The 12594-nt window shown below is 59.8% G+C and carries 13 protein-coding genes; 7 read left to right on the forward strand and 6 right to left on the reverse strand.

All coding sequences use genetic code 11. From position 1 onward, the window contains the following. Nucleotides 1-251: 251 nt before the first annotated feature. The 6 genes from hemA to QYH43_RS14210 all read left to right on the forward strand — a co-directional run bounded on the left by hemA (nt 252) and on the right by QYH43_RS14210 (nt 5626). Entirely contained in the window at nt 252-1541 is a 1290-nt protein-coding gene (hemA, locus tag QYH43_RS14185; RefSeq protein WP_095060013.1) for a glutamyl-tRNA reductase, read from the forward strand. Next, a complete protein-coding gene (prfA, locus tag QYH43_RS14190; protein ID WP_095060011.1) occupies nt 1538-2620 on the forward strand; it encodes a peptide chain release factor 1 in 1083 nt (360 codons plus the stop codon). Before hemA ends, prfA begins: the two co-directional genes overlap by 4 nt. Continuing rightward, on the forward strand, nt 2621-3451 hold the full coding sequence (prmC, locus tag QYH43_RS14195) for a peptide chain release factor N(5)-glutamine methyltransferase (RefSeq protein WP_095060009.1): 831 nt from the start codon (nt 2621-2623) through the stop codon (nt 3449-3451). It begins immediately after the preceding gene. Continuing rightward, on the forward strand, nt 3445-4200 hold the full coding sequence (locus QYH43_RS14200) for a molybdopterin-synthase adenylyltransferase MoeB (RefSeq protein ID WP_095060007.1): 756 nt from the start codon (nt 3445-3447) through the stop codon (nt 4198-4200). Before prmC ends, QYH43_RS14200 begins: the two co-directional genes overlap by 7 nt. Continuing rightward, nucleotides 4193-4984 carry a glutamate racemase gene (gene murI, locus QYH43_RS14205; RefSeq protein ID WP_301157247.1) on the forward strand — a complete coding sequence of 264 codons (792 nt, stop codon included), beginning with the start codon at nt 4193-4195 and terminating at the stop codon, nt 4982-4984. Before QYH43_RS14200 ends, murI begins: the two co-directional genes overlap by 8 nt. A 123-nt stretch (nt 4985-5107) precedes the next feature. Continuing rightward, nucleotides 5108-5626: an acyloxyacyl hydrolase gene (locus QYH43_RS14210; RefSeq protein ID WP_095152952.1), complete on the forward strand. Its 519-nt coding sequence runs from the start codon at nt 5108-5110 to the stop codon at nt 5624-5626. 142 nt (nt 5627-5768) lie between these two features. Here QYH43_RS14210 and QYH43_RS14215 read toward each other — a convergent pair whose 3' ends face one another. From QYH43_RS14215 to QYH43_RS14240, 6 genes are all read right to left on the reverse strand, one after another. Continuing rightward, complete coding sequence (locus QYH43_RS14215; protein ID WP_056726267.1) at nt 5769-6074, reverse strand: YkgJ family cysteine cluster protein; 306 nt, start codon at nt 6072-6074, stop codon at nt 5769-5771. Nucleotides 6075-6153: 79 nt separating this feature from the next. Further along, nucleotides 6154-6930 (reverse strand): SDR family oxidoreductase, encoded by a 777-nt coding sequence (locus tag QYH43_RS14220; RefSeq protein WP_301157248.1) that lies wholly within the window; start codon nt 6928-6930, stop codon nt 6154-6156. Nucleotides 6931-7009: 79 nt separating this feature from the next. Beyond that, entirely contained in the window at nt 7010-8464 is a 1455-nt protein-coding gene (gene phrB / locus QYH43_RS14225) for a deoxyribodipyrimidine photo-lyase (RefSeq protein ID WP_095152876.1), read from the reverse strand. Nucleotides 8465-8485: 21 nt separating this feature from the next. After that, a complete protein-coding gene (locus tag QYH43_RS14230; RefSeq protein ID WP_095152874.1) occupies nt 8486-9427 on the reverse strand; it encodes a MerR family transcriptional regulator in 942 nt (313 codons plus the stop codon). Next, a complete protein-coding gene (locus QYH43_RS14235; RefSeq protein ID WP_301157249.1) occupies nt 9427-10386 on the reverse strand; it encodes a DUF523 and DUF1722 domain-containing protein in 960 nt (319 codons plus the stop codon). Before QYH43_RS14235 ends, QYH43_RS14230 begins: the two co-directional genes overlap by 1 nt. A gap of 117 nt (nt 10387-10503) precedes the next feature. Beyond that, nucleotides 10504-11490: an NAD(P)/FAD-dependent oxidoreductase gene (locus QYH43_RS14240; protein WP_301157250.1), complete on the reverse strand. Its 987-nt coding sequence runs from the start codon at nt 11488-11490 to the stop codon at nt 10504-10506. A gap of 196 nt (nt 11491-11686) precedes the next feature. On the opposite strand from QYH43_RS14240, the gene QYH43_RS14245 reads away from it, so the two are divergent. Next, nucleotides 11687-12589, forward strand: a complete 903-nt coding sequence (locus tag QYH43_RS14245) for a TIGR01777 family oxidoreductase (protein WP_301157251.1) — start codon at nt 11687-11689, stop codon at nt 12587-12589. The last annotated feature ends 5 nt before the right edge of the window (nt 12590-12594 follow it).

Below are 12594 nucleotides of genomic sequence, written 5' to 3' on the forward strand. Positions count from 1 at the left end.
CATTTTCCCGATGTTACAGGTCCCGTGTAGGCGCTGCGGTAGGCTGCGATCTTTTGGCGTCTTCAAGTACGCCGAAATCAGGATCAAAAGATCGCAGCCTACGGCAGCACTACAGAAGCCCTGTCGTTCGGGTAAACGAGAACGGCTCGCAACGTCGACGTTGTCTACCAAGACGATAGAGATCGAGTAGTTGTTCTGTTTCCGTCGAAGTAGGACAATTGCCGGCTTCACGTCACCATCAGCGACTTTGAATGGCCTTCCTTGCACTCGGTATTAACCACAAGACTGCTTCAGTAGACGTCCGCGAGCGCGTGGCTTTTACCCCTGAGCAACTGGTGGAGGCCCTGCAGCAGCTCTGCCGACTCACCGACAGCCGCGAAGCTGCGATCCTCTCCACCTGCAATCGCAGTGAACTCTATATAGAACAGGATCACCTGTCGGCGGACGTCGTTCTGCGCTGGCTGGCCGATTATCATCATTTGAGCTTCGAAGAGTTGCGCCAAAGCGCTTATGTGCACGAGGACGATGCGGCAGTTCGTCACATGATGCGGGTCGCCTCCGGGCTCGATTCGCTGGTGTTGGGCGAGCCGCAGATTCTCGGTCAGATGAAGTCGGCCTATGCCGTGGCCCGTGAGGCCGGTACGGTCGGGCCGTTGCTCGGGCGATTGTTCCAGGCGACGTTCAATGCGGCCAAGCAAGTGCGCACGGACACCGCCATCGGCGAGAACCCGGTGTCCGTGGCGTTTGCTGCGGTGAGCCTGGCGAAACAGATTTTCAGCGATTTGCAACGCAGCCAGGCCTTGTTGATCGGTGCGGGCGAGACCATCACGTTGGTCGCCCGCCATCTGCATGACCTGGGTGTGAAGCGCATTGTCGTCGCCAACCGCACCCTGGAGCGCGCCAGCATCCTGGCCGAACAGTTCGGCGCTCATGCGGTGTTGCTCTCGGACATTCCGGCGGAACTGGTACGCAGCGACATCGTCATCAGTTCCACCGCCAGCCAGTTGCCGATCCTGGGTAAAGGCGCGGTGGAAAGCGCGCTGAAGCTGCGCAAGCACAAGCCGATCTTCATGGTCGACATTGCCGTACCGCGCGATATCGAGCCGGAAGTCGGCGAGTTGGACGACGTTTACCTGTATAGCGTCGACGATCTCCATGAAGTGGTCGCCGAGAACCTCAAGAGCCGTCAGGGTGCAGCCCAGGCAGCAGAAGAGATGGTCTCGGTCGGTGCCGAAGATTTCATGGTGCGCCTGCGTGAACTGGCGGCGGTGGACGTGCTCAAGGCCTATCGTCAACAGAGCGAACGCCTGCGCGACGAAGAATTGCAGAAGGCCCAGCGCTTGCTGGCCAACGGCAGCAGCGCCGAAGACGTGCTGGTGCAACTGGCGCGTGGCCTGACCAACAAACTGTTGCACGCTCCGAGCGTGCAGTTGAAAAAGCTCTCTGCCGAAGGTCGCCTGGATGCGCTGGCGATGGCCCAGGAACTCTTTGCCCTCGGTGAGGGCTCATCGGATAGCTTTTCGGATAAGAAACCGCAATGAAAGCGTCACTGCTCAATAAGCTGGACATCCTCCAGGACCGTTTCGAGGAATTGACCGCCCTGCTTGGCGATGGCGAGGTCATTTCCGATCAGAACAAATTCCGCACCTATTCCAAGGAATATGCGGAAGTCGAGCCGATCGTCGAAACCTATAAACAGCTGCTCAAAGTGCAGGGCGACCTCGAAGGGGCCCAGGCACTGCTCAAGGACAGCGACCCGGACATGCGTGAAATGGCCGTGGAAGAAGTTCGCGAAGCCAAGGAACGCCTGGTCGAACTGGAAGCCAGCCTGCAACGCATGCTGTTGCCCAAGGATCCGAACGACGGGCGCAACGTGTTCCTCGAAATCCGCGCCGGCACCGGCGGTGACGAGGCGGCGATTTTCTCCGGCGACCTGTTCCGCATGTATTCGCGTTACGCCGAGCGTCGCGGCTGGCGAGTGGAGATCCTCTCGGAAAACGAGGGTGAGCACGGTGGCTATAAAGAAGTCATCGCCCGGGTCGAAGGCGACAACGTCTACGGCAAGCTGAAGTTCGAATCCGGCGCGCACCGCGTGCAGCGGGTTCCGGCGACCGAGTCCCAAGGTCGCATTCACACCTCGGCCTGCACCGTGGCGGTACTTCCCGAACCGGACGAGCAGGAAACGATCGAGATCAACCCGGCGGACCTGCGGGTCGATACCTATCGTTCGTCCGGTGCTGGTGGTCAGCACGTCAACAAGACCGATTCGGCGATCCGTATCACGCACTTGCCGTCCGGCATCGTGGTCGAATGTCAGGAGGAGCGTTCGCAGCACAAGAACCGCGCCCGCGCGATGTCCTGGCTGTCGGCCAAGCTCAACGACCAGCAGACCAGCGCTGCGGCTAATGCAATTGCCAGCGAGCGCAAGTTGCTGGTGGGTTCCGGCGACCGCTCCGAACGCATCCGCACTTACAACTTTGCCCAGGGCCGGGTGACCGACCATCGGGTCAACCTGACGCTGTATTCGCTCGACGAAATCCTCGCCGGTGGCGTCGATGCGGTGATCGAGCCGTTGCTGGCCGAATACCAGGCCGATCAACTGGCGGCGATAGGTGAGTAAATGACAATCATCGCCAGTCTGTTGCGCGCTGCCGATTTGCCCGACTCGCCGACGGCGCGTCTGGACGCCGAATTGTTGCTGGCGGCGGCGTTGGGCAAGTCCCGAAGCTTCTTACATACCTGGCCGGAACGCATCGTGCCGAGTGAGGCGGCGCAGACGTTTGCCGAGTATCTGCAACGCCGTCGCGGCGGTGAGCCGGTGGCCTATATTCTCGGCCAGCAGGGTTTCTGGAAGCTCGATCTGGAGGTGGCGCCGCACACGCTGATTCCGCGTCCCGACACCGAGTTGCTGGTGGAAGCCGCGTTGGAACTGTTGCCTGCCACGCCCACCAAAGTACTCGATCTCGGCACTGGCAGTGGTGCAATTGCCCTGGCCCTGGCCAGTGAGCGTCCGGCATGGAAAGTCACGGCCGTGGATCGCGTGCTGGAAGCCGTGGCCCTGGCCGAACGCAATCGCCAGCGCCTGCACCTGAACAACGCCACGGTGCTCAGCAGTCACTGGTTCAGTGCGCTGGAGGGTCAGCGTTTTCAACTCATCATCAGCAATCCGCCGTACATCGCGGCGACCGATCCGCATCTGGTGGAAGGCGATGTACGCTTCGAACCGGAAAGCGCCCTGGTGGCCGGTGTCGATGGGCTCGACGATCTGCGTCTGATCGTCGCCCAGGCACCGGATCATCTGGAGGCGGGTGGCTGGCTGATGCTCGAACACGGTTATGATCAAGCCGAAGCGGTGCGCGATCTGCTACTGGCCCGCGGGTTTGAAGAAGTCCACAGCCGCACCGATCTGGGCGGTCATCAACGCATCAGTCTGGGGCGCCTGCCGTGCTGAATGATCAGGAATTGCTGCGCTATAGCCGGCAGATTCTGCTGCAACACATCGACATCGATGGCCAGTTGCGGCTCAAAGACAGCCGCCTGTTGATCATCGGCCTCGGTGGTCTCGGTGCGCCGGTGGCGTTGTACCTGGCCGCCGCGGGCATCGGTGAAATGCACCTGGCGGACTTCGACACGGTCGACCTGACCAACCTGCAACGCCAGATCATTCACGACACCGACAGTGTTGGCCTGAGCAAAGTCGATTCGGCGATCAAGCGCCTGACGGCGATCAATCCCGAGGTCCGGTTGATCGCCCATCGCACGGCGCTCGACGAAGACTCGCTGGCCGCGGCCGTGGCCGGGGTGGATCTGGTGATCGACTGTTCCGACAATTTCTCCACCCGCGAAGCGGTCAACGCCGCTTGTGTGGCCGCGGTAAAACCGCTGGTCAGCGGCGCGGCGATTCGTCTTGAAGGACAACTCTCGGTGTTCGACCCGCGCCGTCCCGAGAGTCCGTGCTACCACTGTTTATACGGGCACGGCAGCGAAGCTGAATTGACCTGTAGTGAAGCCGGCGTAGTCGGTCCTCTGGTGGGGCTGGTGGGCAGTTTGCAAGCGCTTGAAGCGCTGAAGTTGCTGGCCGGTTTTGGCGAGCCGTTGGTGGGGCGTCTGTTGCTCATTGATGCTTTGGGTACACGCTTCCGTGAGTTGCGGGTCAAGCGTGATCCGGGGTGTAGCGTCTGTGGGTCGAAACATGCGTGAAGCGCCGATTGGCGTGTTCGACTCCGGCGTTGGTGGGCTCTCGGTGCTGGCCGAGATCCAGCGCTTGCTGCCCAACGAAACGCTGATGTACGTCGCCGATTGCGGCAACGTTCCCTACGGCGAAAAAACGCCGGAATTCATCCGGCAGCGTTGCAGCATGATGGCTGAATTTTTTCAGCAACAGGGTGCCAAGGCTTTGGTGCTGGCCTGCAACACGGCAACCGTTGCCGGCGTCGCCGACTTGCGACGCGACTATCCCGAGTGGCCCATCGTCGGTATGGAACCGGCGGTCAAGCCGGCCGCCGCCGCGACCCGCAGTGGCGTGGTCGGAGTGCTGGCCACCACGGGGACGTTGCAAAGCGCAAAGTTTGCCGCGTTGCTCGACCGTTTTGCCACCGATGTTCGGGTCATTACCCAACCGTGCCCCGGGCTCGTTGAGCTGATTGAAAATGGCGACCTGCGCAGTCCGGCGCTGCGCCAGTTGCTGGCCTCATACGTCGAGCCGCTGCTCGCCGCCGGCGCTGACACGCTCATCCTTGGTTGCACCCATTACCCCTTCCTGAAACCGATGCTCAAGCAGATGATCCCCGCCGACATCAGCCTGATCGACACTGGTGCTGCGGTGGCGCGCCAGCTTCAGCGTCTGCTGGCCGAAGGCGAACTGCTTGCCGACGGGCCTGCGCGCGAGGCGCAATTCTGGACCAGTGCCGACCCGGTACATTTCAGAAATATCTTGCCGATACTGTGGAATACGTCCGGCATTGTGCGAAGCTTCGACAAGTAGGAAGTTTCCCGGGGGGGAATGCGAAAAGTCGGATGAACTTCTGATTAATCGCCGCCTTCTATAGCTTTGCAGGGTAAGGCAACAAAATAACCATACGAAATCGTTCGGAAAAGGAAGTTTCTAGTGAGGCGACTATTCTGCTTGGCCGCGATTGCGGCCGCACTGATGGGGCACAGTTTTACCGCTCAAGCGGCAGGTGTGGAGTTTGCGGTGGGGCAAACCGGCGAGTCGACCATGACCTATCGATTGGGGATGCAATTCGATTGGGACCAGAGCTGGTGGCAGAGCGACGTGGGTCGTCTGACCGGTTATTGGGACGGCGCCTACACCTATTGGGACGGTGAAGAGACATCCAGTAACCACAGCCTTTCGTTCTCGCCTGTGCTTGTTTATGAATTTTCCGGACAGAACGTCAAACCCTACATTGAGTTTGGGATTGGTGTGGCGGCGTTTGCCAGCACTGAAGTCGAAAGCAACGATCTGGGCAGCGCCTTCCAGTTTGAAGACCGCTTCGGTGTCGGCTTGCGCTTTGCGGGTGGACACGAAGTCGGGGTGCGCGCGACGCACTATTCCAACGCCGGGCTCACGACCCCGAACGATGGTGTAGAAAGTTACGCATTGCATTACACGATGCCGTTGTAGGCACCGGGCCAAAAAATGGTATGACCCCCTGTAGGAACGAGCTTGCTCGCGATGGCGATTTCAGATTCGGCATTGATGCTGACTGACGCATTGCTATCGCGAGCAAGCTCGCTCCTACAGGCGTTCTGCTGTGACTGAGCTTTCAGCGATACGCTGTGGAAATTCCTTGGCGTTCCTCAATGCATTCCGGTGCACCCATCTCGAATTCCCGGCAGATCAGCGGGCGTTTTTCGTAGATGGTGCACATCATCGTGTTGCGATCGAGCGCAGCGCACCAGCCGTCGTCCAGACGCAGCATGACTTCCCCGCCCCAGTCATCGGTATCGATGAACCGTTCAGGCACACCCGTGTCGGTGATCAGCATGACTTCGAGCTGGCAGCAGCAGGCTGCGCAGGTCGAGCAGGTGACCGCGGGTTCCGCGATTTGCGTGTGGGGGATGGTTTTCATGGCGCGCAGTGTAAGCCAGTCCCCCTGAACTGTGTGAAAGCTCTGACGGACGCCGACTTCGCAAGTGATGACCCGGCCGCTAATCCTTGATCGGCGGGTTGCTGCGCACCATGCGCTTGCCGATGTCCAGTTTCACCGTGTCAGGCAATCTGGACAGTGGCCACAGAGTCGCCATGAATGCCGCGGGAAAAGTGATTTCCAGCGGGCGATCCTTGAGCTGTTCGAGAATGTGCCGCGCGGCTTTTTCCACGGGCCAACTGAGCGGCATGGAGAAGTCACTTTTACCCGTCTGCGATGGTTCGACGAATCCGGGGTTGATCACGGTGACTTCGATGCCTTCAGGGGCGAGATCAATGCGCCGGGACTCAAAAAGGTGACGTAAACCTGCCTTCGAGGCGCCATTTGCTTCGGCTCGGGGCAGTGGCAGGTACGTCACGGCACTGGCCATCGCCACCAGATGTGGGGCGGTGCCGGCGCGCAAGAGTGGCACGGCGGTTTCGATGCAATAGCTGCTGGCAAGCAGATTGGTCCGCACCACATGCTCGACGATTGTCGCGTCGAACTGCCGGGCGTCCACATATTCGCAGGTACCGGCATTGAGGATGACTGTGTCCAGCGAGCCCCAGTCTTCGGCAATTTGCTCGCCGATCTCGCGCACGGTCTGACTGTTGGTCAGATCTGCGGCCAGCGCCAGCACTTGTCCGGGATATCGTTGCGACATGACTTTCAGCGATGTTGCAGAGCGTGAACTGAAGGCCAGGTGCGCGCCGGTTTTCAAGATTTCCTCAGCCAGTGCGGCGCCAATTCCGTTGCTGGCGCCCGTCAGCCAATATCGCCGTGGAGGTGTACGACTCATCCCAATCTCCTGTTCAGCCAGGCATCGGCCCAGTCCAATTGTTTTTTGCTCATCTCTACGGATCGCCGCGGGGAATTACTCAAGCGCGCTCCCCAAACGGTTCAGTAACCGGTGTTCGTGCTGGCAGGTTCTTGAACGCGGTCAGTGCGCGGGTGCGGGAAGTGCCCAAATCGACGATGGGTGTCGGGTAGTCGACCGCACCGAACAAACCGCCAACATTGGCAGGGTTATGCACCTCTTTTTTATTCAAATCGGCCAACGCCGGCAGCCAGTGCTTGATGAACACGCCCTGCGGATCGAATTTTTCCGACTGGCTCAGCGGGTTGAAAATCCGGAAGTAAGGCGCTGAGTCCGTACCAGTGGACGAACTCCACTGCCAGCCGCCATTGTTCGCGGCCAGGTCGCCATCGATCAGGTGACGCATGAAAAAGCGCTCGCCTTCACGCCAGTCGATCAACAGGTTTTTGCTCAGAAACATTGCCACCACCATGCGCAGTCGGTTGTGCATCCAGCCGGTTTCCAGCAGTTGGCGCATGGCGGCGTCAATAATCGGCAGACCGGTACGTGCTTCTTGCCAGGCGGCGAGGTCATCGGGGGCGTCGCGCCACGCCAGGGCTTCGGTTTCGGGGCGAAACGCCCGGTGTCGGGAAACCCGTGGATAACCCACCAGAATGTGTTTATAGAACTCGCGCCACAGCAGTTCGTTGATCCAGGTCACTGCACCGGCACTTCCGCTCTCAAACTCACCCCGATTGCTTTGCAGTGCTGCGTGCAGGCATTGGCGGGGAGAAATCACTCCGGCGGCGAGGTAGGGCGAGAGTTGGCTGGTGCCGGGTTTCGCCGGGAAGTCCCGTTCGCTTTCGTAGTGATCGATCTGCGCATCGGTAAAGATGTCGAGGCGACGGCGGGCTTCGGTCTCACCGGCGGGCCACAGGTTGTGCAGGCTGGCGCTGGGTGTGGGGAATCCTGTGATGGTTGAGGGAACAGCGTCGCTGGTGATGTCCAGCGGCGTTTGTGCATTTGGCGCGTGCACGAGATGGGGCAGCGAATGATGCAGCCGTTCATAACAGACTTTGCGGAACTGGCTGAAGACCTGAAAGTAGCTGCCGGTTTTGGTCAGTACGCTGCCGGGCTGAAACAGCAGTTGATCGAGGTAGCGGTGTACTTCGATGCCTTCGGCTTTCAGGGCGCTGGCGACCGCGGCATCCCGCCTGGTTTCATGGACGCCGTATTCGTCGTTGAGGTGCAGTGCGTCGATCTGCAACTGACGGCACAAGTCGAGTAATACCGCTGGCGCCTCATCCCAGCGCGGGGCGGTGCGGATCAGCAGGGGGATATTCAGTTGACCCAGTGCATGGCTCAACTGCGCCAGATTGCGCAGCCAGAAATCCACTTTGCAGGGGGCGTCGTCATGCTCCAGCCATTGCTGGGGACTCAGCAGATACACCGCCACACTCGGTCCGCGAGCGGCGGCGGCCGAGAGGGCGGTGTTGTCATGGAGGCGCAAGTCGCTGCGCAGCCAGATCAATTGCATCGTCTTATTCACGCTGTTCATTTAAATCAACCCACGCTGAACCAGTACCTGATGTGCCGCCAAGGGATCTTCGGCCAGGTACAAATGAGCGATATCGGTAAGTCTTGCTGACAACTCGGCGTGGTGGATGCACACCGTTGGTCCGGCAATCATTTTTGGGCAGCCGACACCTTTGAAAAGTTTCGGCAACTGCCCCAGGTTCATGGCCTTGCTGGAATACAGCAGGACGCCACGGGCTTGCAGATGGTCAACCGCCAGGGCGAGTTCACCGACCGGCAGCGGCCAGTCGAATACTTCCACCGGGCAATCGACGCTGCTGATCAACCAGGCCGTCAGCCACAGGTTCGGTTCCAGCGGCAGGTCAGACTGATTGATCAGCAGCAGCGGCGCGGTGCGCAACTGACGATTGTTATGGTAGATGCGTGCGCCGAATTTGCTGCGGAGCCAGGAACAAAAAAACGTGCGCTCCATCTGCTCACCGAACTGGCCTTGCCAGCGCTGCTCCAGAACGACCAGCAACGGCATCAGCAGTTGCTCACATAACGTGCGCGGCGGATACAGCGCCATTGCCTGATTAACAGTGTCATCAAGGGTGCGCTCGTTGAGCCGGGTGACCGCGTGCACCAGCGTCTGCAACAGCGCGTGCCAGTCGTTGTCCACGGCTTCGCTCAACGTCTGCGGCGTATCGAGCAATTGCTTGACCTGGCTGACGGCCACCCCACGGTTGAGCCAGGTAACAATGGCCTGGATACGCTGCACATGTTCGGCAGAGAACAGGCGGTGCCCCTTGGGTGTGCGTTGGGGCACGATGAGGCCGTAGCGCCGTTCCCAGGCTCGTAATGTCACGGCATTGACACCGGTCTGGCGCGACACTTCACGGATCGGCAGCCAGCCTTCATCCAGGGCTTTTTTAAAGTCGTCGCCGAGGTCTTCACGGGCGCTGGTGTCGAGCGGGGCTTTCATTAGAGGGCGTTTCGCAGGCTGAGGTTTTCGGGGTGCGGTTGCAGGTAGACCTGCTGCGCGAGGTAGGGATCGGGGTGTTGGCGCAGGTGATGTTTAAGTAGCGTCAGCGGCACCACCAAAGGCACGATGCCTTGGTGATACTGGCTGATCAGGTGTTGCATCTCTTGTTTGTCTTCGCCACTGATGGCCCGCTTCAGATAGCCGCTGAGGTGTTGCAACACGTTGGTGTGGGTGCGGCGTGTGGCACATTTTTTCAGGGCCGCCATCAGCTCGCTGAAATAGCGGGGGCCAAGTTCTTGCGGATCGGTATGGCCCATGGTGCCGAGCAGATTGCCCAAGGTTTTGTATTGCACCGGGTTGTGCGCCATCAGCAGGTATTTGTAGCGTGAGTGAAATTCCGTGAGCGCGCGCCGGGTCAGGCCTTCTTGCAACAACTGCTGCCAGGCGCTGTAAGCGAATACTCGAGTGAGAAAGTTTTCCCGCAGCACCGGGTCGTTGAGCCGGCCGTCCTCTTCCACGGGCAGGTCCGGGTGCTGCAAGCAAAACGCCTGGGCGTAAATTCCCCGGCCACCGCCATCCAGCGGCGCACCGTTGGTGTGATAGACCTTGACCCGTTCCAGACCACAGGACGGGGATTTCTGCATGAAGATGTAACCGCAGGCATCGCCCAGTTCCACCGCCATTTTCTGACCATAGTCGGCCAACGGCTGCGTGACATTGAAGGTGTGATCAATTGTGCCGACGGCTTGGGGTTGCGTCGCATCGCCAACCAGTCGGATCGGTGGGCGTGGAATGCCCAGGCCAATGGCGACTTCCGGGCAAACCGGGACAAACTCGAAATACTCCGCGAGCGTGCGGGTGCACAGCCGCGATTCCTTATGCCCGCCGTTGTAGCGCACGTCGAAACCCATCAGGCAGGCGCTGATGGCGATTTTCGGTTTGGCGGGAGTGGGCAGCATCGGAGCACCTCGAATCTAAACCTGTACAAACGCTCTGGTCTGTACAACATACCTTCATCTTAGATTCGAAGCTGTACAAGTCAAACTTTATGTACAAGTTTTTCGGTGTAATGCTCCCTACTGCAAATGTTCATGCAAACGGCGAGCGGCTTCCTGACCGCTGAGCCAGGCACCTTCGACGCGTCCGGACAGGCACCAGTCGCCACAGGCATACAGCCCCAGGTCGGCATCGGCCAGCGTGCCCCATTCGTGACTGCTGGCAGGGCGGGCGTAGAGCCAGCGGTGGGCGAGGCTGAAGCTCGGTGCGGGCATGGAGTCGTGCAGCAGTTCGGCGAATGCACCGTGCAACTGTTCGATCACTGCTTCCTTGGACAAGTCGATGTGCTGCCGGCTCCAGGCGCTGGTGGCGTGCAGGACCCACGTGTCGAGGGTGTTGTCGCGTCCGGGCTTGCTGCGGTTGCGGGCCAGCCAATCGAGTGGGCTGTCTTGTACGAAGCAGCCTTCCATCGGGGTTTCCAACGGTGTTTCAAAGGCCAGTGCGATGGCCCAGGTCGGGTCCATTTTCACCCCGGCGGCGGCACCGGCGAGTTTCGGTGCGGAGGCCAGCAGGGCGGTGGCCTGCGGCGCTGGCGTGGCAATGACGACGTGGCTGAACGGGCCGTGGGTGAAGCCTTCTGCATCTTGCAAATGCCAGTGTTCCTCGCCGCGATAAACCTCGGTGATCCGGCAGGCAAAATGCACTTCAAGGTCGCCGAGCAGGGCGCGGGTGATCGCGCTCATGCGTGGCGTGCCGACCCAGCGTGTCTGCTCGTCCGGTGACAGGTTGAGTTGACCGCCATGGTAGGTGTACAGCTGCGGCGTCCACTCGGCGACCCAGCCGTTGGATTGCCAACGCTGAACTTCCGTGACAAAGCGGCGATCACGGGCAGTGAAATACTGCGCGCCCATGTCCAGGGCACCCGCATCGCTGCGCTTGCTCGACATGCGTCCACCGCTGCCGCGGCTTTTATCGAACAGTTGAACCACGTACCCGAGGTCCGTCAGGGCCTGGGCAGCGGAGAGTCCGGCGATGCCGGTGCCGATGATTGCGATAGGTACAGTCATAGGGGCCTCGTTTACCTTTCTGTACAGACTACGCCGGGCTTTAAACCTGTACAATATTGTTTTTTGGTATAACTTTTAGCGTTCTCGTTCTGACAGCTTGGCCTATTGTTAAACATAGAGCCTGCTCGATACCAAAGATCCCTGCTTATAAAAATAGACTAATGGACAAGGTAAAACGCCACGCGAGGAAGAAGTCATGCACATATTGCTGACCGGCGGTACTGGTTTGATAGGACGTCAGCTTTGCCGGCACTGGTTGAGTCAGGGACATCGCCTGACCGTCTGGAGTCGCACGCCTGAAAAAGTCGCGACAATCTGTGGTCCTCAAGTGCGTGGAGTCGCCCGTCTGGAGGATATCGGGCCGGAACCGGTCGATGCGATTATCAACCTTGCCGGGGCACCGATTGCCGACCGGCTCTGGACCCACAAACGCAAAACCCTGTTGTGGAGTAGCCGCATCACCCTGACCGAAAGCTTGCTGGCCTGGCTGGAAAGCCGCGCGCAGAAACCGCAGATGCTGATCTCCGGTTCTGCAATCGGTTGGTATGGCGACGGCGGCGAGCGTGAGTTGACCGAAGAGTCGCCTCCGGTCATCGATGATTTCGCCAGTCAGTTATGCATCGCCTGGGAAGAAACCGCGCAGCGGGCCGAAGCGTTGGGCATTCGCGTCATCCTTATCCGGACCGGGCTGGTTCTATCGGCTGAGGGCGGCTTTTTGTCGCGGCTGATGCTGCCTTTCAAATTAGGCCTGGGAGGGCCGATTGGCAATGGTCGGCAGTGGATGCCGTGGATTCACATCAACGATCAAATCGCCTTGATTGATTTTCTTCTGCATCGCAGTGACGCTAGCGGTCCTTATAATGCGTGCGCACCCGAACCCGTGCGCAATCGCGAGTTTGCCAAAACACTGGGCAGCGCGCTGCATCGCCCGGTGTTCATGCCGATGCCGACCCTGGCCTTGAAGGTCGGCCTGGGCGAGTTGTCTTCGTTGTTGCTGGGTGGCCAGCGGGCCACCCCGGTTCGCCTGTTGGAAGCGGGTTTCACTTTTCAGTTCACGGATTTGCGTGCGGCTTTGGACGAGTTGTCCAGTCGCCTTTGAAATAG

This window comes from Pseudomonas sp. C32 (assembly GCF_030417915.1).
GTDB lineage: Bacteria > Pseudomonadota > Gammaproteobacteria > Pseudomonadales > Pseudomonadaceae > Aquipseudomonas.